This is a genomic window from Microcoleus sp. AT3-A2 (genome assembly GCF_036705685.1).
Lineage (GTDB): Bacteria > Cyanobacteriota > Cyanobacteriia > Cyanobacteriales > Microcoleaceae > Microcoleus.
On the sequence record NZ_JAUBVF010000033.1, the window covers coordinates 1 to 24,911 of the forward strand.

Here is a 24,911-nt window from a genome sequence, read left to right on the forward strand (position 1 = left end):
GATCACCAAAAATGCGATCGCCCGCTTTGCCGCCAAATACGGCATCGGTTTGTTTGCCGGCGTACACGATGTCGTTGCTTCTACCGGCAGCTATGTAATCTCGCTGTTGTTCGCCGAAAATGAGATCGCTGCCTCCTTCACCTAATACTGTGTCGTCGCCGTTGAGGGAGATTAACAGTTGGTTAGCTTCGTTCCCTGTTAAGGAATCGTTTCCGGGAGTGCCTCTCATCGTGTTTTGGATGTCGATGAGTTGGGCGGCGTTGGAGTCGAAGTTGAGTATTGGTGAAGGCTGGGGTGGGATAAATCTGATCAGAGGCTGCTGGGGCAGTGGGTCGCAACCGCAACTGGTATCGGGTTCGGGTACTCGGTTGAATATGGGGGTTGGTTCTGGCGCTGGTGTTGGTGTTGGTGTTGCAGTTGGAGTTGCAATTGGTTCGGGTTGCGGGACTGGTTTTGGTTCCGGGGCTGGCGCGGGTGTTGCAGTTGGTGTTGGAGTTGGAGTTGGTTCCGGCGTCGGCGCGGGTATCGGCGTCGGGGCTGGTGTTGGCGTCGGGGCTGGTGTTGGTATCGGCGCGGGTATCGGCGTCGGGGCTGGTGTTGGTATCGGCGCGGGTATCGGCGTCGGGGCTGGTATCGGTATCGGTATCGGGGCTGGTGTTGGTACCGGCGCGGGTATCGGCGTCGGGGCTGGTGTTGGAGTTGGAGTTGGTGTCGCCGTCGGCGCGGGTATCAGCGTCGGGGCTGGTGTTGGAGTTGGAGTTGGTGTCGCCGTCGGCACGGGTATCGGCGTCGGGGCTGGTGTTGGAGTTGGGGCTGGTGTTGGTATCGATTCCTTAAGGGGAATGAGAGAGACAGTGGCGACTGCCGCACTGATGACACCGAGGTTATCTGTAGCGCTGTAGGTGAAGTTTGCTCCTGTGAAATTGCCGGACGCCTGGAAGAACAACTGGGTAATTTGCTCGGCTGTAAGGGTTTGACCAGCCGTGACCCGCACTCCCTGGCTCGGATCACCCAAGAACAGCGTGCCTTCATTGGCTGGTGGCAAGGTGTTTACGGTAAAGGAAACCACCGTCCCGTCTGGGTCGGTTCCTCCGAGTCCGGGGATGTTCACGGTTCTTTCCAGCAACACAGCGACGCTGGAGTTGTTGGCGACGGGTGGCTCGTCGGTGGGAGGTAATAGTGCTAGCAGGGAGGCTGTAGCGGGGGCTGGACTAATGGCGCCGCGCCTGTCTGTGGCGCTGTAGGTAAAGTTGGCGGCTGCGAATTCGCTGGTTGCTTGGAAGAATAGCTGGCTGATTTGACTTGTGCTAAGTTTTTGGCCTGCTGTGACCCGGATTCCCTGGCTGGGGTCGCCCAAGAACAGGACGCCTTGGTTTGCTGCCGGCAGGGTGTTGATAGTGAAGAATTCGATCGAGTCGTCGGGGTCTTTTGCCGTGAACCCTGTGAGGTTGACGGTGCTGTTTGGCGCCAGTGTCTTGCTGATGTTTGTGGGTACCGGCGGGTAGTTGAACGCCAGCGACAGCAGAGAAACGGTGGCTGCAGGACTGCTGCCACCGAGATTGTCCCTGCTGGTGTAGGTAAAATTAGCTCCTGTGAAATTGCCGGCCGACTGGAAGAATAACTGCGTCATTTGCTCGGCTGTCAGGGCTTGACCTGCCGTGACGGCGACTCCCCCAGTTGCGGGGTCGCCCAAGAACAGGACGCCTTGATTTGCCGGTGGCAGGGTGCTGATGGTGAATGTAACCACTGTGCCGTCTGAGTCTCTGCCTCCGAGCCCGCTAAGAAGGACAACGCTGTTGGGCGCGATCGCCACATTGCTGCTGTCGGCTGATGGAAGTTTGTTGGGTGTTGGCTGCGGGCTGATGGCGGTGGTGACAGTGGCTCTGGACTCGGAACCGTTGTTATTGCTGGGTTCTGGGTCAAAAGTGGTCGATCGACTCTGGGAAGTATTGCTAATCGTACCCGTCGCTGGAACGACTACTGTTACCTCGCGGTTGATGTTGCTGCCGCTAGTCAAGCGGCGAATTGTTGGGAAGGTGACAACCCCTGTCACGGGGTCGTAAGTGCCGTTATCGGAGGCGCTGACTCCAGTTAAACCGGGAATGATGCTGTCTGTAATCACTACGTTTTCAGCAGCATTCGGCCCATTGTTGGCGGTAGTTATAGTATAAGTCACGGAACTACCACCAGGAGCAGATGTGAGACCGCTCTTGGACGTAACCAGGTCGGCGCGGGCTACATCGATCGAGGTAACAACTTGCCCCCCCGCCTGACCGGGCAATGCGACTGTCGAGCCGTTGTTATTCGTCAAGTCCGGGTCAAAAGTGTCCGATCGACTCAATACAATGTTGGTGATGCTCGTCAGGGTAGGCGGCGGTACAAAAATCAGGGTGCGGGTGACGCTGCTGCCGCTGGCTAAAGTCGCGATCGCTGGGAACTCGATCGCCCCTGTGTCTGGATTGTAGGTTCCGCCATCGGACACGCTGACATTAGTTAAGCCGGGAATCAAGCTGTCGGTGATGACTACGTTGGCCGCGGGACTCGGCCCGTTGTTGGTAGTAGTGATTGTATAAAGGAGGGTGTCGCCCACCTGGATGCTGGGCGGAGCCGTTTTTTGGGTGACAACATCGGCCACAGCCTCGATCGAGGTAGTGACGGTGGCGTTGGGGTTTGTACCGTTGTTGTTGGCCGGAGTGGAGTCGGGAGTGATGGAGGTACTTCTTGCCGTGTTGCTGATGGAAGTTAGGGTGGGCGGTACTGTGAAGCCGATCGTCCGGGTGACTGTCTCCGCGTTGGCTATTGCCACGGGCGCGAAGGTGACAATGCCGGTTACTGGATCGTAAACGCCACCGTTAGATGCCGTGACTCCGGTTAATCCCGGAACTATGCTGTCCGTGATAGTTACAGCTTCCGCAGGACTCGGCCCTAAGTTGACTGTGGCGATCGAATAACTGACCGAACTACCAGCAGTAGCACTCGTAGAGCCCGTTTTTGTGGTTGCGAGGTCGGCGTTGGGCGCAATACTTGTCGTAACCGTAGAGTTAGTGGGAGTGCCGTCTTTGTTGGTTGTCGAACCGTTGTTGTTAGTGGCGATCGGATCGAAAGTCGCCGCGCTACTCCGGGCCGTGTTGCTGATGGCGGTACGGGTGGCTGGGGCAGTGAAACTGACGGTGTGGGTCGCAGTATCCGCATTTGCCAGCACCGTCAGTGCTGGGAAAGTGACAATGCCCGAAACTGGGTCGTAACTCCCCCCGTCTGATAGGCTGACTCCTGTTAAACCTGGAATAATGCTGTCCGTGATGGTCACATTGGCAGCGGGGTCTGGCCCAATATTAGTCGTAGTCAATGTATAGGCGACGCTTGACCCGGCCGAAGTAGTCACAGGGCCACTTTTGGTAGTAACTAAATCCGCGACTGTATCGACAACTGTGGTAAAAACTACACCCGGCCCCTCGATTTGCCCTGGCGCGAGTACACCGCTGTTGTTGCTGAGGTCGGGGTCGAAAGTCGAGCTATTGCTGAATGCAACGTTGGCAAAACTGCTACCGCTGGTTAAACCGGGCGGCAAATCAATAGTCAGGGTGTAAGTCAAAGTCTCACCCGCATTGAGAACCGGAATTAACGGCCAGGTGACAGCTTTTGTTTGGTTCACGTAAGTGCCGTTGTTGGAGGCAGTGAGAACCGGCGGCAATCCCCCCGGACGCAGCAGTTCAAAAGGTATTTCGTCTTGAATCAGGACATTTGTAGCGGGCGCTGGCCCTCTGTTTACAGTAGTAATCGTGTAGGTAATGCTGCTTCCGGGCTTGACGAACTGCGGGCCGGTCTTAATAGTGGAAACCTCTGCGGCGATACTGGGAGGATTGATAGTTTCAACTACCAGGTTTTGAAGTTCGTGAATGTTGTTTGCACCTCCTGTGGAACTACCAAAACCAAATTTGAGAAGGGGCGGTACTGGGTCGTTTCCGGTGGCCAAGTTGGAGATGTCGATTAATGTAGTTTCGTAGATGTCGTCGAAATTTTCATCGAAAGCAACGGTGAGACGAGAGGGATTCACCGGATCGTTAGATGGATTCAGGGTAATTTGAACGGATCTTTTGGCTAAATTGCGATCGCTCGTGAACGTATTGCTGAAATTAAAATTTTTGTCGGCAACAGGGCCACTAAAGTCAATGCTCGTAGGAATGTTATCGATGCCGAAGGGAACGATCGCATTTGTTAAAAACCGATAACCGTTTGCTTGATTTCCTCTAACAGTTACTGAATCAGGTCTGAAAGAACCAATAGAGGAGCCGGGAATCGGAGATGGATCAGGGCCAGAGCGCCCTTCTGTGGATGTTGAAAAATTGCCAAACTCGTCAAGCCCAATGCCTAAATAACCTCCCTCAATACCGGGTATACCCGTTCGTGGAGCGTAAGCCAGAGAACCGCCATAACCCCCAGTCCTGGTTGGGCTGGCAGTGCCGTCAATCAAGAAGAAACCCAGCCCGTCCCCTGGCTGAGGGCTAATAAATGGTTGCGGAGCATTAAATTGCTGGCTTGAACCGTAAGAATAAAAATCAAACTGGACTCTGAGACCGTCGGTTGAAGGAATGGGGTTGTTGTAGATGACAAAGGCTTCCCTATCACCTGCTGCTGGAGTTAATTGCAGAGCGCCATCGCCGGGAGTCGAACCGCCCAAAGCCGGAAGTACGCCGGATACTGTGCCTCCGGTAATGCCGGGGATACGTTGATTGGCTGCGGTCACCCCGCTGGTGGGATTGAACAGTGCCCCGTTGTTTCCCCCGTAAATCCAAGGCCCCCTAACTGTTGAGTTTTTGAAGGTTTCGTTAACTAATGTGCCGAGGGCGTAAGGGTAGGCTTCGAGGACTTCTTTTTCAATGGCGATACTCCTCTTTATTCCCCCGATCGCAAATTTTAATTCCCAGTCGCCGCCGAGTGCCGCACTCCCCGTCAAGTTGTCGGAAGCTGCAATATCTGCACCGACTATCAAGCTCAGCCTCCGCACGAATACCTCGCCGCTTTTCCCCGCTGCGACGCTGCACCCGAATAACAAGATATCTCCTCTCTCGCTGAGGGCTTTTCCCCACTGCTGTAACAAATGGCTGTAGGTTTCTAAATTGTCGCTGCAGAGTTCGATCGACCCTAGCTGCACCCTCGCTTCCCGACCGTGAGAAACTATCTGAAGGCTGTCTAAATCGCTGCAATTAGCCAAAATTCTAGTAATTTGCTCGACTCCATCCTGCGTCGAGTCCAATACAAATACCTCTGTATCGGCTGTTGCTCCTCTTGCCAAGCTGTCGAACTTCTCTACTCTGGCATCGAGGAACAGTACATTTTTTATAGTCCGAGGGGGCAACCACGGGGGGTTTGCCCCTACAGTTGCTCGCAAAAATTCTCTGTGGGGATGCCCAATTCTTGTGCCACAACGCAGTTTCTGGGACAGGAAATACTCCTCTGTGTTTACTTGTTTTATGGCTTTTTTCTGATAATAAGTTGCTGTTGTTTGGGAGTTTGTACCCGCAATCATTGCGGTGGAATCACATTTTTGTGGGGTGATGGAAATTGGTTTGTTGCAGATGCTTTGCATGGTCAAGTTGGCTCACGGATTGTAGATGATGTACCCATTTCCAGATGATAATTATCACCTGTGGACAAGGTTTAATTGCACAGTAAGAGACTCTGCAGCTTGACGGGGAGCAAGAGCAAAAAGTGAATTTTACTCAGCACAAAGCAGTGCTATATTCCTGTTTGATAGCATTGCAAATATCGTCGGCAGAAAAGCTGAGGATTTGGTGTTTAAATCCCCATAATCTCTCTATCGGGTGATATTTTGCCTTCGGCTTTTTTCTTTTCTATTAGCGAGTGTCTCTGTTACACGCCTATCTCTTACATCGCGCAGTAGATAATAACAGGAGTTCTCAAAAATTTACTTGATGAGGTTTTCTGTAGATCGTCTAATGCACTTTATTTGCAGAGAATTTTCACTATTTCTGGACGCATAAACAGGTTGGATGGACGAAAAGACTTGGTTGCAGCCTTAGCTCCCGGTAAAAACTCGGTTTCTTTTGTTTTGGCGCGCAAACCCTGTTCACAATAGCAACTAGACATTAATTAGGGAGTGATAGCCGTCACATAATTATGTCGGCCGTGCCCGAAGTGTCATTCAACTGAGATCTTTTACCATTCTCAATAAGCCTTCTATGGGGGGGTTATCTTGCCCAGCCCATAAGAAAATTCACTTGTTGTGGAACAGGCCAGAAAGCCTATTCTTGAAAATGGTGCAACATATGAGATTCAATTGAAATCGGCATACCCTGTATCGACGAGGCGTCTTAAAAATTCATGACTTGGAGTCTGGAGATAGCAATCTAGGTTTGAGACTGTTTCGCTACGATCGCAAAAACAGATTAGTGCTCCCACAAGCAACTTCTCAAACTGTCAACTTAGAGTCTTCGAGCGGGTTTCTGTTTAAGATAAATGCTCGGGACAATGTTTCGTGCAGAATTTTTCATGATGTTTTGGAGAAACTGATTTGGAGATTTGCGCCTCAGCTACTTACGATTTTTGTTGGCTAATTTTCTTAACTTCAGGAGTTACGCCCAGGAGACTAGAAACTCTATTTAGGCATAGATTTCTCGCCGCCCAACCAAAATTTATCATCTAAACCTGGTTTCCGATCGTAAGTCCTCAACTAGAAAAACACCGAACGCAATCCGCCAGTTATGGCAACTGTAACCAAGCAATAATGCTCGATTAGGTTTTAATTGCTGAGTTGGGGCGTGGGTCGTCCCAAACAAGCTTCACCAATAATCATTACACGTAAGTACATACTAACTCATTGATTACTACATCCGCAAATAGGCGTAGATACAAGCACCAATATAAGCTATATCTTTTCACCGCGAGCGTCAAGAGTTCTGGCTTGGTAGTACCGACAATCTTGACAGGGCCCAGAAGGATTGACAGCACAGCGAATGTAATTAGAGCGGGCGTTATACTCGCAAGTGATATCGCCGATCGAATAACCGAGGCTTTGTATGTAAGTGCGATCGGCAGTTGGTAGTTGAGTTCGCATGGGTCTATTCGCTACCGCAAGTCTGGCCGCTGCAATTCTGTCGCGGGCTTGGCTCTGGGCAGAGCGCATCACCCACAAAGACAGCAGCGACGGAGCTAAACCTATGAAAATAATCAGGAGAGCAGTTAGCACTTTTTCAGAGCTTATGTGGAGAATATTTGTTTTAATTTAGGCGATCGGCAACAAAAAATCCTCCTCAAAAAGACGGTTTTAAATAAGAAAAGTTCCCGCTCAAGTCTCAAACTAGACCGCCCCTGTGTTAACCGTTAGCTGGCGCGTGAGGAGGGCGATCGCTGTTGGCGACACTTTCTTGGTAAAGCGCAGCGTCAGGAGCCCAACAAAGCCAGAAGTGCAGATAGGATGTGATATTATGTCAAGTCAATTACCAGCAATCAAATAGGTTTGTAGTGACGAATGCCAGTCCTGATAAAAATCAGAGGACTTGGATTCATCACTACAAACGCGAAATCGGTTATTTTACAGGACTAAACATGAGAAACCGAATCGGTTCAAAAACAAGCAAGTCAGAACATGAGCCAGCTATTGTTTAAAAAACTTGGTTTCTCTCAAAAACTAAAACGGTTAAACCTTAGCAATATCCCCCGCTAAATCCATCAACGAGCCCGCACCTTCCACCTTAGCAACATCTAACAAAGTCTTCAAAACCGAATCGGGATTCAAACTAATCGAATCAATTCCCAACTCAACCAAGAAACGAGCAAACTCAGGATAATCGCTGGGCGCTTGACCGCAAATCCCAATCTTGCGATCGTACTTCTTGGCGGCTTTAATGGCAATTGCTACCATTCGCTTGACAGCTTCATTCCGTTCGTCAAAAATGTGTGCGACTAAAGCAGAATCCCGGTCTAATCCTAATGTTAGCTGAGTTAAATCGTTAGAGCCGATCGAGAATCCGTCAAAAACTTGGGCGAATTCGTCAGCAAATATAACATTGCTTGGCAATTCGCACATCACATACACTTGCAAGCCGTTCTCGCCCTTAACTAAACCGTGTTTTGCCATCTCGGCTAACACTTTTCGCCCTTCATCCGGGGTGCGACAAAATGGAATCATCGGAATCACATTTGTCAAGCCCATTTCGTCGCGAACTCGCTTTAATGCTTTGCATTCCAAAGCGTAAGCTTCGCGGTAATTTGGGTCGTAATACCGAGACGCGCCACGCCACCCGATCATCGGGTTTTCTTCCTTGGGTTCAAACTGCCGCCCTCCCAAAAGATTAGCATATTCGTTGCTCTTGAAATCGCTCATCCGCACGATAACTGGATTTGGATAAAATGCAGCGGCAATTGTGGCAATTCCGTGGGCGAGTTTGTCGGTAAAGAAATCGGGTTTGTGTGGGTAAAGTGCTGTGAGTTCTGCAATTTCTTCCTTGACTGATTCATCCACCAATTCGTCAAAGTGAATCAGTGCCAGCGGGTGTGCTTTAATGTGATTGGCTATGATGAATTCTAGCCGCGCTAAGCCTACGCCGTCGCAAGGAATTGCTGATAAACCAAAGGCTTCTTCTGGGTTCCCGACATTCATTAAAATTTGAGTACGGGTGCGGGGCAAATTCTCGATCGCAGTTTCTTGAATTTCAAAAGGAAGCAAACCGGAATAAACTTTGCCTTCGTCTCCTTCGGAACAAGAAACAGTGATTTCTTGCCCGTTTTTCAAGATTTGGGTTGCCTCGCCGGTGCCGACAATGGCGGGAATTCCCATTTCTCTGGCGATGATGGCGGCGTGACAAGTGCGGCCGCCGGAATTGGTGACGATCGCACTTGCTTTTTTCATAATCGGTTCCCAATCCGGGTCTGTTTTGTTGGTAACTAAAACTTCTCCTGATTGAAATTCAGCGATTCTGTGCACATCTAAAATCACGCGGGCTTTGCCTTGCCCGATTGATTCGCCAACGGCGCGTCCTTTTGCTAAAACTGCACTGCTGCCTTGCAATTTGTAGTTTCGCAAAACTTTAGCAGACTTTTGAGATTGTACTGTTTCGGGTCGCGCTTGGACAATAAACAATTCGCCCGTATTGCCGTCTTTTGCCCACTCTATGTCCATCGGGGTATAAGTCCCGCGCACTTTAGAGTAGTGTTCTTCGATGACTACTGCCCATTTTGCTAGTTGCAGAATTTCGTCATCTTGTATAGCAAATTTATTTTTTTCTGCGGCTATAACGGAGACATTTTTGGTGTATTTAGAACCGCCGATATCGTACACCATTTTGAGCGTTTTGCTGCCGAGTCGTTTGTCTAAAATCGGGAGAAAACCTTGTTTTAAGGTTGGTTTAAAGACGAAGTATTCGTCGGGGTTGACGGTTCCTTGGACGACGTTTTCGCCTAATCCGTAGGCGGCGGTGACTAATACGGCGTTTTTGAATCCGGTTTCGGTGTCGATGCTGAACATGACGCCGGAGGATGCTAAGTCCGATCGCACCATTTTTTGGACGCCGACTGATAGGGCGACTTCAAAGTGGTCGAATCCCCGTTGTTGGCGGTAGGAAATCGCGCGATCGGTGAATATGGAAGCAAAGCATTTGTGACAGCATTCGAGGACGCCAGCGCAAGCTTGGACGTTGAGGTAGGTTTCTTGCTGTCCTGCGAAACTGGCGTCTGGTAAGTCTTCGGCGGTGGCGGAGGAACGCACTGCTACGTCTGTACTGTCGCCGTAGCGATCGCACAATTTTTCGTAAGCATCCGCGATCGCCGCTTGGAGTTCTCGCGGAAATGGTGTGTCGAGAATCAGTGCCCGCGCTTGCTTGCCTTTTTGTCGCAGGTTCTGCAGATCTTCTACGTCTAAATCGGCAAAAATTTCGCGTAATTTAGCTTCTAAACCCGCTGACTGGATGAAGTATCGGTAAGCGTGTGCTGTAGTGGCAAATCCGTTGGGAACTCTGACTCCTTGGGCGGTTAACTGTTGAATCATTTCGCCCAAAGAAGCATTTTTACCGCCTACTAATGGGATGTCGGCGATGCCGACTTCATCAAACAACAATACTAAGGCTTTATCTTTGGGAATTACACCGAATTTTTGTTCAGTTGCTAAATTTTCGATCATTGCTTTTTTCCTCTCAACTTCATCTCAGTTCGGTCAAAGGACAGTAAACAAAAGACAGTTTATTCGGAATTGTAATTTTGTTACCAAAATTCTCGGATTTTTTCCTAGGCTGTATCAACCGAGTTTTCGATTGCCTCTATTTCAAGATTATCACTTTTTGGCTAAATAGCAAGGCCTGTGGAGATTTTTTATTTGATTGCAAAAAGTAAAGAAATCGCAGTAATGAGTTTATGTAAGGTATTATAAAAGAAGTGGTAAAAATATGAATAGTGAAGATAGTTCGCACCGCTTTTTTTTGGTTGAGTGCTCATTGGTGTGGGGATATGCCTTGGATGGTGTTGCTAGGGGAATTGAAGGAAAACAAAGAGTGGCGTTCGATCGCGCGATCGGCTGAACCCGCCAAAAAACCGATACTTACTTTCCGATAGGAGTCGTGATCGGCCCAAAATTGGAGATTCTAGTTCCACATCCTCAATTCATCTCTGGACTGAATCTAAAATCTAAAATCGTGTCACAGAGGCGATCGCCCAAAAAAATACTAAGCAGCTTAGTTTCATCCTGAAACCCAGCTTCTAAAAACCTTAAAAAATTTCCCCCTGATTGCGTTTGCCTACTTAGAGGAAAAACACAATCGCATAGATATCAGATATTGTACCATTTTCAATAAGCCTTTTAAGGGCTGGTTAGAAGAAACTCTCCTAAGAAAATTTACTTTTTGTGCAATGGGGCGGAAAGCCCGTTCTTGAGAACCGTTCAACATCTGAGATAAAGCGCATTGTAATTGTTGAACCAAAGAGTTTTTAACTGGGAACAGCAGGATTTGTGGCTATACAATTCTTTATATGCTATAATAGTTGGCTAAACTGCCTTCTGACAAAAAACAAGGTATATGATATCAGTTTTGAGTCCACCCGCAAAGCGAAACGGCTTTAAAGTTCTTCTGGTCGAAGACAATCAAGCAGAAGCCGAGCTGATCGAAGAATTATTATTAGAAACAAATGTTAGTAGAGCCGAACCCCAAAGGCTATCAGTAAGTTGTACAGACCGTCTCAGCAAAGCGCAGGAACTTTTGGTCGGCGAACATTTTGATGTGATTTTACTAGATCTTTCGCTGCCCGACAGCCAAGACTTAAGTACAATTGTCAAAATACAAGAATATAGCCTAAATACTCCGATTGTCGTACTGACTGCCCGCAACGATGAAGAGCTTGCCGTGCAGTCAATCCAAGCGGGAGCTCAAGATTATTTAGTCAAGCGAAAAATTGACAGCGAAGTATTAATTAGATCGCTCCGCTACGCAGTAGAGCGACAGCACAACCAAGAAGCTTTGCGAAAAAGCGAAGAAAAATATCGTTCGGTAGTAGAGAATTCTTTAGTCGGAATTGCTATTCTTGCTCCTAGAAATTCCCTATCAGAACCAGAAAAATGCGAGTGCTTAGAAGTAAACGATGCTTTGTGCAATCTGTTAGGATGCGATCGCCAAGAATTTTTGCAAAAAAATTGGAAAGAGTGGGGTTTTCCTGAAGATTGGCAGGCTACATTAGTGCAGTTAAAAAAAGTTTTTTCCGGGGAGAGCGAAGGCTATGTTTTAGACAAAAAATGGCTAACAAAAGACGGAAAAACCGTTTATACTAGAGTTTATTTACGCTGTATTCGCGCCAGGGATGGCTCCATTGATCGGCTAATTAAAGTAGTTTTGGACGTAAGTGATCGCTACCGTTACGAAGCTCAATTAAAAGCATCAAAAGAGTTTTTGAATCACACGATTAATTCTACTCTTGACCCGATTTTTGTCAAAGATGATCAGCACAGATGGATCGTATTAAATGATGCTTTTTGCAATTTGATAGGAAAAAGGCGATCGGAACTCATTGGCAAGTCAGGATACGATTTTTTACCCACAGCACAAGCGGCTTTTTTTTGGCAACAAGACGAGCAAGTATTGCAAAGAAGTCTTTCTCAGGAAACAGAAGAGAATTTTACCGATAGCGGCGGCAAAGAACGCATTATATCTACTAAAAAAACAGTATTTAACAACGCCGATGGTCGTAAAATGTTGGTCGGAACAATGCGAGATGTGACTGACTACAAGCGCCAGCAAATTGCGTTGCAGGAAAGCGAAGCTCGATTTCAAATAATGACCGACAACGTGCCGGGAATGATTTATCAATATCGGCTTGATGTAGATGGTAAAACATCTTTTAGTTACGTTTCTTCTGGCAGTTGGCAGATATACAATTTAAAACCAGAACAAATAGAAGAAAATGCCACTTTGGCTTTTGCAACAGTTCACCCAGATGACATCTCTGGCTTGCAGCGATCGATGGCAACTTCAGCGGCGACTCAGCAAGCTTGGCAACACCAGTGGCGGCAAGTTATGGGAGATCGAGTGAAATGGCTTCAAGGCGCGTCGAAGCCAGAAAAGCAAGCCAACGGCGATATAGTTTGGGACGGTTTGGTGATGGATGTTACGGAATTGAAACAAACCCAGCAAGACCGCGATCGATTTTTTAATCTCTCGCTGGATTTACTTTGCATTGCAGGTTTTGATGGATATTTCAAACGCTTAAACCCCGCTTGGTCAAATGTATTAGGTTATAGCAGTGATGAAATCTTAGCCAAACCTTTGATAGAATTCCTCCATCCCGAAGACCTAGAAATTACTGTAGCGGAATTAGAAAAACTTAAAAAAAGCCACCCCATTATTAGCTTAGAAAACCGCTATCTTTGCCAAGATGGTACTTATAAATGGCTATCGTGGACAGCATCGCCGTTTGCAGAAGAAGGCTTGATTTATGCAGTGGCCCGCGATGTTACATTTAGCAAGCAAGCTGAAGCTGAATTGCGTAAGAGCGAAGCCACCAACCGCGCTCTTTTAAATGCGATACCAGACATGATATTTCGCTGTCGGGCAGACGGCACTTTTGTAGACTTCAAATCGGCAAAAGATTTCGAGAATATCCTATCACAAAAAGCATTAATCGGCAAAAAAGCACAAGACATATTACCGACTGCTTTTGCTGAAAAAATCTTGTCGGGCAATCAACAAGCGATTGACACTGGCGAGATTCAAGTCGTAGAATATCAAATGCCAGTTAATGGTGAACTGTACGATTTTGAAGCGAGAATTGTCTTCTGTACGGAGGACGAAATTATCGCGATCGTCCGCGACATCACTCAACGCAAACGATCCGAGTCAGTCCTCCACAGGCAAGCAGCAGCAATGGCCCAAGCTTCCGAAGGTATCGCCATATTCAGTGCCGACCATGAGGTGATTTATTGCAACGCAGCACGACTAAAAATCTACGGTTACGACTCTCTAGAAGAAATCTTAGATAAAAGTTGGAAAATGTTCTACCAAGGTGCAGAACTGCAAAGGTTCGAGCAAGAAGTCCTGCCGACTTTAGTTAAGAAAGGTTCTTACAGCACCGAAGCAGTAGGATGCCGTCGCGACCGATCGGAAGTCCCTATAGATGTCTCGCTGACAATGCTGCCCGACGGAGAAATTATTTGCGTTGTTCGCGATATTTCCCAAAGAAAACAAGCAGAAGCAGCACTGCGGGAAAGCCAGCGGTTCGCTCAGCAAATTGCTGGGGCAATTCCTAATATTTTGTATGTGTGTGACTTAATTGAAAAAAAAAATATCTATGGTAACGCTTCTATCTACCACATTCTTGGCTATACAGTAGAGGAGATTCAGGCAATGGGGCCGTGGATGATGTCAACTTTAATCCACCCCGAAAATTCAATCAAAATGCCTGATTATTTACAGCAAGTCGAAACAGGCAGCGAAGGGGATATCTTTGAAATTGAATACAGAATTAGGCACAAGGATGGTTCTTGGCGCTGGATGGTTAGCCGAGATACTGTATTTGCGAAAACAACAGACGGTAAGTTAAAACAAATTCTCGGCACGGCAACTGATATTACAGAAAGCAAGCAAGCAGAAGATGAAATAAAGCTGTTGCTGGCAGCAACTCAAGCCATTAGTCAGTCAGCAGATTTTCACAGCGCCCTCCCAGATATTTTGCGGTTGCTGTGCAATGCCATCGGCTGGAATTTTGCGGAAGCTTGGATACCGACTGCTAACGGTACTTTTTTGGAACACAGCGAAACTTGGTACGCTAGCGATCGCGATTTAGATACGTTCGGCCGCGAAAGTAAAAAAATTAGATTCGCCGCCGGAGTGGCAGTACCTGGACGGATTTGGTCAACCAGAAATGTAGAATGGATTGAAGATATTTCTCTAGCCAAGAATCATCTTTTTGCCCGATCGCAAATGGCGGCATCAGTCGGATTGAAAGCTTGTTTCGGAGTGCCAATTCACGCTAGCTCAAAGGTGCTGGCAGTTTTAGTATTCTGCAAGCGCGATCGCTCGATTATGGAACCGCGTATAGTAGAGTTGGTCAAGGCTGTAGCGACTCAGTTGGGCGATCATATTCAGCGCAAACAAGCCGAAGAAGAATTGCGTAAAAGTGAAGAACGCTGGCAGTTAGTTCTCAAAGGCAATCAAGATGGAATTTGGGATCTGAATCTTCAAACAAATGAAGCTTTTCGATCGGCCCGCTGGCAAGAAATTATCGGTTACACAGACGGCGAAATCGAAAACACCAACACCGCATGGATCGATCGCATCCATCCAGACGATCGCTCACGAGTCCAAGCAGCGATCCAAGGTTATCTCGATCGCCAAACCCCCAATTACGCCGCCGAATACCGCTTGCAGTGCAAAGACGGTAGCTATAAGTGGGTGCTCGCCCGCGCTCAAGCAGTGTGGGACGAAGCCGGAAACCCTCTGCGGATGGTAGGTTCGATGACGGATATTAGCGATCGCAAAGCAGCAGAATTAGCTTTACTGCGGGTCACTCAAGCCGTCGAAAGTACCAGCGACGCGATCGTGATCGCCGACTTGAAAGGGCGGTCTATTTACCACAATCAAGCCTTCACTCAGCGCTACGGCTACACGGTGGAAGAACTCAATGATATTGGCAATATGACCGCACTTTATGTCCGGCATAAAAATTACAAACAAATCTATAAAAGCCTTCGCCAAGGTCGATCTTGGTGTGGCGAAGTTGCGCTGGAAACTAAGAGCGGCGAAGCAGTAACTGCTCTGGTGCGAGCCGACAGTATTCAAGATATTAATGGGAATTACATCGGCTTAATTGGAGTCATTACCGACATCACAAAACGCAAAGAATCAGAGCTGATTTTGCGACAGAAATTAAAGCGTGAACAGTTGGCAGTAGCCATGCTCGAACGCATTAGATCTTCTCTAAATCTCGAAGAAATTCTTACCAAAAGTGTCGAAGAAGTCCGGCATTTTTTGCAAGTAGACCGCACTGTTATTTACCAATTCAATCCGGATTGGAGCGGATTTATCGCTGTCGAGTCGGTTGCCGAAAATTTCCGACCAATTGTAGGAATAGAAATTTATGACCCCTGTTTTGGGGCAGCCTACGCTCCTCTTTACCAAGACGGCAGAATTAGAGCCATAGAAGATGTTCACAATGCCGGCCTCGCCGACTGCCACTTGGCTTTGTTGACTCGGCTCGATGTGAGAGCGAATCTGGTAGTGCCGATTTTGCAAGGCGAAAACTTGTGGGGGCTGTTAATTGCTCACCACTGCACGGGCCCGCGTCCCTGGCAGCAATTGGAGGGAGAGTGCCTAAAACAATTGGGGGTGCAGTTGGCGATCGCCATTCAGCAATCGATGCTATTTGAACAAGCACAAACCGAAATTGCCGATCGCAAACTTGCAGAAGCCGCCCTGCAATTAGCTAAAGAAGCCGCCGAATCCGCCAACCGCGCTAAAAGCGACTTTCTCGCAAACATGAGCCACGAATTGCGGACGCCTTTGAACGGGATTTTGGGATACATTCAACTGCTCAAAGTCGATAAAAATTTTACCGCCGATCAACAGGAAAGTCTTGACAACATTCACCAGTGCGGCAACCACCTGCTGATGCTGATTAATGATGTTTTAGACCTTTCAAAAATCGAAGCTAGTAAAATGGAGCTGTCACGGACCAACGTGCATTTTTCCAGTTTTGTGAAAAGTATTATTGATTTGTTCCAGATGCGCTCGGCTCAAAAAGGAATTGCCTTTAATTACGAGCAGGTTTCAGCGCTGCCAGACGGCATTTTGGCAGACGAAAAAAGGTTGCGTCAAGTTTTGATTAATTTGCTCAGTAATGCCGTTAAGTTTACGAACAGCGGCAGCGTTACATTCAAAGTCGGTTATGCAGAAAATTTCCCCGATAATTATCCTCAAACCAACTACGAAAATTCTAGTTTGACAGCAAAAATTGCCCCTCAAATAATCAATTTGACCGCGAATTTAGACGCGCAGCAACTGTCTAACCCGCCGCTAGGAACAACAGAAGCGTCCGAGGGGATAATAGCAGACAATACCGGCCGTACCCCTACCTCTAAAATTCGCTTTCAAATCGAAGATACCGGCATTGGCATCGGGCAGAATAAATTAGAAGAAATATTTTTGCCTTTTCATCAAGTGGGCGATCATAACAATTTCGTGGAAGGTACTGGACTGGGACTTTCCATCAGCCAAAAATTAGTCAAAATGATGGGCAGCCAAATTCGCGTCCAAAGTAACTCCGGCAAAGGCAGCATATTTTGGTTGGATCTAGACTTGCCCGCAGTCGCCCCGTGTTCGGAACTCCCCTCCCGGACAGAAAAAAGGCCGCTTGTAGGTTTTACTGGCCCCCAGCGGAAAGTGCTAATCGTGGACGATCACGAAGTAAATCGCGCCATGTTGCACAGGCTGCTTTTTCATTTAGGCTTTGAAATTGCACAAGCCACAGACGGCGAAGACTGCTTGCACAAAGCACAGGAATTTCTACCGGATATAATTTTAATGGATTTGCTGATGCCCGTAATGAACGGTTGGGAAGCTACCAGGCGGCTGCGACATTTGCCGGAATTAAAAGATACGGTTATCCTTGCTTTGTCCGCTAACGTTTACGAGACTACCAAGCAAGAGAGCATACTTGCAGGTTGCGATAATTTTCTCACCAAGCCGATTCAAACTAATGAGCTTTTAGAATTATTGCGCCTGCATTTGAGACTAGAATGGGTTTACGAAGAAAGATCACAAACCAAAAAGCGGACAGATCAAACTGCAAAAGCATCTTCTGAGATTGCTACTGCTGACTCAACGATGGTTTCTCCTGCCTCAGAGTCAGTCTTGGCGTTGTTAAAATTGGCTGCAATGGGCGATATTGAAGCTATTCTGGAAGAAATTGCTAAACTCGAACATTCTGACCCGACATTAGTGCCTTTCGTTCATCACCTGCGCCAACTTGCTAAAGGATTTCAGCTCAAGCAAATTCGAGATTTTTTGAAGCAACATTTGTCCTAAAATTGACGGTAGCTAACAGACAACTCAAAATCAGTTAAATCTCGCGTCCAGAGTACCATTCTCAATTAGGTGTTCTGGCCTCCCGCGAAGCGACAACTTAATTTGCTTGGGCGCCCCGGACTCGCAGCCGGCTCCTCAAAGGGTTATTGCAAATAGAAGCATCTAGGAAGCAACCAGGTTTCTAGAGCCGCCAAAAATTCATTGAATCCGATTTAACGTCATAACCCACAACTCAAAAATCAAAAATTTGAATGTTTCCCTTGAATATGAACGATAAGAATTCCGAAAGAAGCATCATACTAATTGTCGATGACAACCAAACAAATCTTGACGTGCTTTTCGAGTTGTTAAGGAATTACGGGTTTAAAGTATTAGTGGCTCTAGATGGCGAAAGTGCGATCGAGCAAATTGACTACATCCATCCAGACTTGATTCTTCTGGATATCATGATGCCAGGAATTGACGGTTTTGAAACTTGCCGACGTTTGAAAGCAGACCCGTCAACGCAAGATATTCCCATCATATTCATGAGCGCCCTTTCCGATACGCCTGATAAAGTAAAAGGCTTTCAGACAGGAGCCGTTGACTACATCACTAAGCCTTTCCAGCACGAAGAAGTTTTGAGCCGGATTCAAACCCACTTGACAATCCGCAGCTTGCAAAAAAAACTCGAAGAAAAAAACCTCGAACTTGCCCACCTCAACCAAAACCTGGAAAGACTTGTTGAACAAAAAACCAAGCAATTAATAAACCAGGAAAAAACGGCCATCATCGGACGTTTGACCCAGGGAATGGTTCACAATCTCAAAAGTCCGCTGCAAGTGATCCAGACTAGCGTCGATTTGATTGAAACAAAAGCCACACAAATTCAAGAAGACTCTCTGTTTAATTATACTAAGTATATTTTTCAAGCTGTCACAAAAATCAATCAGATCATGGATACTCTGATGATGAAAAGCCGAAACGAGCAAAAGCAAGATTTGCACCCGGTGAATATCAACGATTTAGTGCAGCGAGAAATTCAGCTATTGGAAGGCAACCTGTATTTTAAAAATAAAATTAGGAAGAAATACTTTTATGACGAAGAAATTGCTAGCATTCCCTTAATTTATTCCTATCTTTCTCAAGTATTTTATAATTTAATTAATAATGCAATGGATGCTATGTGGGAAAAGAAAAGCAGAGAAATAACTATCGTGACTCGGCAAGACGACTCGAACATATATATGGATATTGCAGATACGGGATGCGGAATATCCTCTGAAGATTTGTCAAAAATTTTTGACCCGTTTTACACATCAAAGCCACCTAAAGGCGAGGAAAAAACCGAAGGCGAACCGACAGGAACGGGTCTAGGACTTTATACTTGTATTGAACTTTTAAAACCTTTTAACGGTGAGATTGCTATTAGCAGCAATGTCGGTAAAGGCAGCGTGTTTACAGTTGTGCTGCCCAAACCGCAGAAAAATTGAGCGACTCAACAGATTTAAATTGTGTCCGGTTAGACAACCATAATTAAGTTGGTAATTAAGTTTGTAGCAAGGAATGCAAGTTTTGGTTCTTCCTCGCTCAAGAGAGGACTTGCATTGCTCAATACAAACAGGCGCTAATTGCGGGCAATTAACCGCACACAATCTCAGAGCATATCTTGTAAATCAACCGTAATTCTCGTAGCTTAGTAGTAATACCGTTTGGAAAAAATAATGCAACTTTAGGCAAGCTTTAAACTGCTATTTAAAATCTAAAGTTTCAAAGGCTATCAGCAATGCAAATCCTGATTACTCCGCGCTCTTTTAACTTGCCTCTTGCTATTCCTCGGCAAAAGGTTGTAAATTAAAATATAGTTAAGTTGCAATATTGGTAAGAGGATGATAGTTTTGGGCCACTAGGTTTGGGGCGAGGCGGAAAACTTGCAGCGAACAACTCAATTCTACAAATAAATCTGCGCGGTCTGCAAGCACACAGCTTACTCTAAAGGCTGCGGTTCAAGTTCCCCAATCATCAGCTAGGTAGCTGCCTCCGCTACTGAGATTTTATAATTACTAAAAAATAGCAAAAGGATACCAGTACAAAAAATGCCACTGTACGCCAGAACCAAACCGCGATAGTCATCAGTCATTCCAAATCTCCAATTTCAAATCTAAAATATAAAATGGTATGACATCTGTTTTTGAGTCAACTTTAACGCCTGCTTGTTTAAAAATTCTTTTAGTAGAAGATTGTGCCGAAGATGCAGAACTTATTCAAGAACTGCTGTCTGAGCGCCAACTAGGACAATCAATTCATGTGACCAATGTAGTTCGCCTCCGGGAAGCGATAGAAATTTTAAGGGACAAAATTTTTGATGTAATTTTATTAGATCTTTCACTTCCTGACAGCCCAAAATTTAATACTTTTTTCCGACTTCAAGATGGCGCTATAAATACTCCGATCGTCATTCTGACAGCGGCCGATGATGAAGAACTGGCTGTCGAGTTAATTGCCGCCGGCGCCCAAGATTATCTGGTGAAAAGACAGGTAGACAGCCGGCTGCTGGGGCGGACGCTCAGGTGCGCGATCGCCCGCCAGAAACGACAAGCAGAATGGCAAAAAAGTCAAGAAAAATACCAGCAGGTTGTTGGCAATATCAAAGAAGTAGTTTTTGAAACAAATACTGCTGGCAATTGGACTTTTCTCAATCCGGCTTGGACGGAAATTACCGGATTTACCGTTGATGAAAGCTTAGGAACTTCCTGTTTGAGTTACATTCATTCTGAGGATCAATACCAATATTTAAATTCGTTTAGAGGTCAGAGACCAAATCAAGAAACATCCTGTTGTTACCAAAGTCGATATATTACCAAAAATGGCGAAATTCGGTGGGTGGAAGTGCAAGAATTTTTTATTTTAGGCTGGAACGGCGAGGCGCAGGGGACAACAGGAACTATCAATGATGTTACAGATAAAATTTTAGCACTTTCCGAACTGGAAGCTAGTAAAAAATTCTTGAACTATACAATCGATGCAGTTGCAGACCCACTTTTTGTCAAGGATGAACAGCACCGCTGGATACTGTTAAATGATGCTTTTTGCAAGCTGATCGGGAAGCAGCGCGAGGAACTGCTGGGCAAATCGGATTATGACTTTTTCTCAAAACAAGAAGCTGAGATTTTTTGGCATACTGACCAACAAGTGTTTAGGACGGGGAAAGAAAACGAGAGTGAGGAAATATTTACGGACGCCAACGGTGCAAAGCACATTCTGTCTACTAAAAAAACTGTCTTTGAAAATACCGACGGTAGTAAAATTCTCGTCGGGATAATTCGAGATATCACTGAGGATAGGCGAAAACAATTAGCGCAGCAAGAAAGCGAAGCTAGACTTCGGCAACTTGCTGCCAATTTACCGGGAATAATTTATCAATTTCGTCTCTCAACCGACGGCCAAAAAAGTTTCCCTTATATTTCTTCGGGCAGCCGCTATTTATTTGAAGTAGACCCAGAAAATATTCAGCAGAATCCTCAACTACTTTTTAATTTTATTCATCCCGATGATCGTCAAAAATTTGAAGAATCTATTGCTGTTTCTGCCGCAGATATGCAGCCATGGCAGCAGGAATGGCGAGCGATTGTACCGTCGGGTAAACTTAAGTGGATGCAAGGGGTTTCGAGACCGGAACGAGTTGATCGTCCGACGGAAATAGGACAGGAAGGGGATATAGTTTGGGAAGGCATGGTGCTGGACATTACTGATTTAAAACAGGCAGAAGCCGCTTTGCGGGAGAGCGAAGCCAGATTTCGATCGCTCGTTGAGAATATCCCAGGCGCTATCTGCCGCAGCTTGTACGATGCTGAGTGGACGATGGTATTTATTAGCGATGAAATTGAGGTAATTAGTGGGTATCCTGCTGGGGATTTTATTCGCAACAACGGCTTGACTTTTGCCAGCATTGTCCACGAGGCAGACAAGGAAATGGTCGATCGACAAATCAGCGCAGCAGTAGAGTCGAAACAGCCGTACAATCTAGAATACCGCATTGTTCGCGATGACGGGGCGGTGCGGTGGATGTCGGAAAGAGGTAGGCCAACTTACAATCTAGAAGGGCTGGTTTTGTGGCTCGACAGAGCGATTTTTGATATTACCGATCGCAAAGGCGCCGAACTGACTCTGTGCCTGGTAACTCAAGCTGTAGACAGCGCTAGTGATGCGATCGCGATCGCAGATTTGGACGGTTATTCCGTTTATCATAATCAAGCATTTATTCAGCGCTACGGCTATACAGTTGAGGAACTAAATAATGCCGGCGGCCCAGCAGTAATGTACCCCAAATCTCAAGATTTGAGAAAGTTATTTAAAGTGCTACGGAAAGGTTTTTCCTGGGAAAGTGAAATTGAAATTAAGAGTAAAAATGGCGCTATTATAGAAACTTTCTTGCGAGCTAACTGCATTAAAGATAGCGCTAGTCAACCGATAGGAATGATAGCCATAATTGCCGACCTCACAGAAATAAAACGCACCGAATCGGCATTAAAACTCAGTCAAGAGCGATTACAGTTGGCGGTTTCAGGCAGCTCTTTGGGGCTGTGGGATTGGAATATAGCTACTGGCGAAACTTATTTCGACTTTTATTGGAAATCAATGCTAGGCTATGCAGAAACCGAAATTGAAAATAACCTCAAAGGTTGGGAAAGTTTGGTGCATCCCGAAGACAGAGTGAAGGTAATGGAATGTTTAAATTCCTATTTAGAAGGTGAGACTGATATCTATGAATTTGAATTTCGGATGCTCAACAAAGCGGGCAATTGGCAGTGGATTCTGGCGATGGGCAAGGTAGTCGAGTACGACGAATGGGGTGCGCCGTTGCGGATAACAGGCACTCACAAAGATATCAGTGCCCGCGTTGCAGCAGAAGCCGAAAAAACTCAGTTGATAGCATCTTTGCAACAACTTGCCGAACAGTTGCAAGCAGCGCAAAAAATAGCCCGCATCGGAAATTGGGAATTCGATAGGGAAGCAGGAGTTCTTACTTGGTCGGAAGAACTGTTTCGAGTTTACGGTCGAGAATTGAATCGGCCGCCGACAATGGAAGAACTTTTAGACCAAATTCATCCCGATGACAAAGAAAGGTTTACACAAGTTGTAGAAAAGGTCGTGACTGAAGGGACAGCTTACGACATCGACCACCGCATCTGTTTTCCATCAGGAGAAATCAGGCACGTTAACGCTAAAGGACAATCTGTTAAAAATGAGTTGGGTCAGGTGGTGGGGCTGTTTGGCACGGCAATGGACATTACCGAGCGCAAAAAAGCCGAAACTGCTTTGCAAGAAAGCGAACAGCGATTTAGAGCTGTATTTGAACAAGCGGCAATTGGCATTGTTAAAGTGTGGCGCGACGGTCAATTTTTGAATGCAAATCAAGGGTTTTGCAATATTGTCGGCTACTCAAAATTAGAGCTAAAATCGCGAAATATTGGGGAGATTTCTCACCCCGAAGATGTAGCAGCAGATGTCGAGTCGCGCGACAGACTGTTAGCTGGGGAAATTTTTAATTATTCGATTGAAAAACGCTTTATTCGCAAAGACGGTTCATTTGTTTGGACTAATATGACGGTATCTTTAGTGCGGGATGGGTTTGGGGAACCTAGCTATGTAATTGCTGTGATTGAAGATATTAGCGCTCGCAAACTTGCCGAGGCTATCTTGCGCCAGCAATTAAAGCGAGAACGCCTGGTGGTAAAAATGCTGGAACGCATTCGCTCTTCTCTCAATTTAGAAGAAATTTTGACAAAAACTGTTGCTGAGGTACGGCAGTTTTTGCAAACAGACCGGACAGTTATTTATCGCTTTAATCCCGATTGGAGCGGTTTTATAACTGTCGAGTCGGTGGGCGAAAATTGGCAGTCGCTTCAGGGAATAACTATTAAAGATTCCTGCTTTGAAGACAGCTATGCTTCTGCTTACGAAGACGGTCGCCCTCTAGCTGTGGATGATATTTACAAAGCAGGTCTTTCCCAGTGCTACATTAATTTATTAAGTCAATTTCAGGTGCGAGCTAATTTAGTAGTGCCGATTTTGCAAGGCGAGAAATTGTGGGGGCTATTGATTGCTCACGAGTGCGCGGGCCGCCGTCACTGGCTGGAAATTGAGGTCGAGTGTCTCAAACAAATTAGCGTGCAGTTGGCGATCGCGATCCAGCAATCAATGCTGTTTGAGCAAGCACAAAGTGAAATTGCCGATCGCAAACAAGCCGAGTCAGCTTTGCAGGAATCTGAAGCGCGAGAACGTTCAAAAGCGCTAGAGTTAGAAGCAGCTATTAACAAACTCAGAACGACTCAAGCTCAGCTCGTTCAAAATGAAAAAATGGTGAGTTTGGGTCAGTTAGTTGCTGGTGTTGCTCACGAAATTAATAACCCTGTTAGCTTTATTCACGGCAATCTCAGTCCGGCTCGCAATTACACTTTAGATTTGCTGGAATTGATTAAAGTTTACCGGCATTACTGTCCTCATCCTCCCGCCCAAGTCTTGGAGAAAATTGATGAAATAGACTTGGATTATATTGCTGAGGATTTCCCGAACTTGTTTAATTCGATGCAAGTAGGAACCGAGCGAATTGTCGAGATAGTGAAATCGTTACGTAACTTTTCGCGATTGGACGAGTCCGCAGGAAAGTCAGTTAACATTCACGAGGGAATTGATAGCACTTTGATGATTTTACAAAATCGGTTAAAATCTCACAGCAGTTATGGAGAAATTCAGATAGTTAAAGATTACCAACTATTGCCGCCAATTGAATGTTTTCCGGGCGAGTTGAATCAGGTATTTATGAATATTTTAATTAATGCGATCGATGCCTTGGAAGAACGGGACAAGCAGCGTTCCATCGAGGAGTGCGATCGGCATCCCAGCACGATCGCTATTCGCAGTTATCAGGCTGCTGCCGGCTTCGTAGCGGTATCCATTGCGGACAACGGGCGGGGGATACCGGAGTCAGTGCGATCGAGGCTGTTTGACCCGTTTTTCACGACTAAACCTGTGGGCAAGGGCACGGGTTTGGGATTGTCGATTTCTCACTCGATTATCGTCGATCGCCACGGCGGCAGATTGAGTTGTATTTCGACACCGGGAGAGGGAGCGGAGTTTTTGATTGAAATTCCAGTGCGATCGAATTTAACAGCTACAAATTCAAATTCGGGGCAATAAATTAGCTATTGGTGATTGGAAATTGGGAAGTGGAAATGGGTAATATCAAATACCGTAACATCGGAATTATACGCTGCCAGCGAGCATTATCCTTGCTCCGGGTCACTCGATCGCATTCCGCTGGCAGTGCAGTCAGAAAATTATTATTACGATGCAAAGGTCAACAATATGAGTTGTGAGTTGTGAGTTGTGAGTGAAAAATTAAACACGATCTTA

7 protein-coding genes are annotated in these 24,911 nt (G+C 46.3%); 4 read left to right on the forward strand and 3 right to left on the reverse strand.

All coding sequences use genetic code 11. The annotated features are described in order from the left end of the window. The 3 genes from QUB37_RS18370 to ppsA all read right to left on the reverse strand — a co-directional run. Positions 1 to 5,587, reverse strand: a 5,587-nt coding sequence (locus QUB37_RS18370; RefSeq protein ID WP_333164618.1) for a DUF4347 domain-containing protein, incomplete at its 3' end; no start/stop codon positions are given. A 1,299-nt stretch (positions 5,588 to 6,886) separates the two neighbouring features. Continuing rightward, positions 6,887 to 7,207 carry a DUF6464 family protein gene (locus QUB37_RS18375; RefSeq protein WP_333100037.1) on the reverse strand — a complete coding sequence of 107 codons (321 nt, stop codon included), beginning with the start codon at positions 7,205 to 7,207 and terminating at the stop codon, positions 6,887 to 6,889. A gap of 450 nt (positions 7,208 to 7,657) precedes the next feature. Next, positions 7,658 to 10,135 (reverse strand): phosphoenolpyruvate synthase, encoded by a 2,478-nt coding sequence (ppsA, locus tag QUB37_RS18380; RefSeq protein WP_333164621.1) that lies wholly within the window; start codon positions 10,133 to 10,135, stop codon positions 7,658 to 7,660. Between the two features lie 262 nt (positions 10,136 to 10,397). Here ppsA and QUB37_RS18385 point away from each other — a divergent pair, with 262 nt between their 5' ends. The 4 genes from QUB37_RS18385 to QUB37_RS18400 all read left to right on the forward strand — a co-directional run bounded on the left by QUB37_RS18385 (position 10,398) and on the right by QUB37_RS18400 (position 24,695). Then, the gene (locus QUB37_RS18385) at positions 10,398 to 10,529 is read left to right on the forward strand and encodes a hypothetical protein (RefSeq protein WP_333164624.1); all 132 of its coding nucleotides are present in this window, start codon (positions 10,398 to 10,400) and stop codon (positions 10,527 to 10,529) included. 495 nt (positions 10,530 to 11,024) lie between these two features. Further along, on the forward strand, positions 11,025 to 17,516 hold the full coding sequence (locus QUB37_RS18390; RefSeq protein WP_333164626.1) for a PAS domain S-box protein: 6,492 nt from the start codon (positions 11,025 to 11,027) through the stop codon (positions 17,514 to 17,516). A gap of 251 nt (positions 17,517 to 17,767) precedes the next feature. Next, on the forward strand, positions 17,768 to 18,988 hold the full coding sequence (locus QUB37_RS18395; protein ID WP_333164629.1) for a hybrid sensor histidine kinase/response regulator: 1,221 nt from the start codon (positions 17,768 to 17,770) through the stop codon (positions 18,986 to 18,988). A gap of 685 nt (positions 18,989 to 19,673) precedes the next feature. After that, positions 19,674 to 24,695 carry a PAS domain S-box protein gene (locus QUB37_RS18400; protein ID WP_333164632.1) on the forward strand — a complete coding sequence of 1,674 codons (5,022 nt, stop codon included), beginning with the start codon at positions 19,674 to 19,676 and terminating at the stop codon, positions 24,693 to 24,695. Positions 24,696 to 24,911 lie beyond the last annotated feature (216 nt).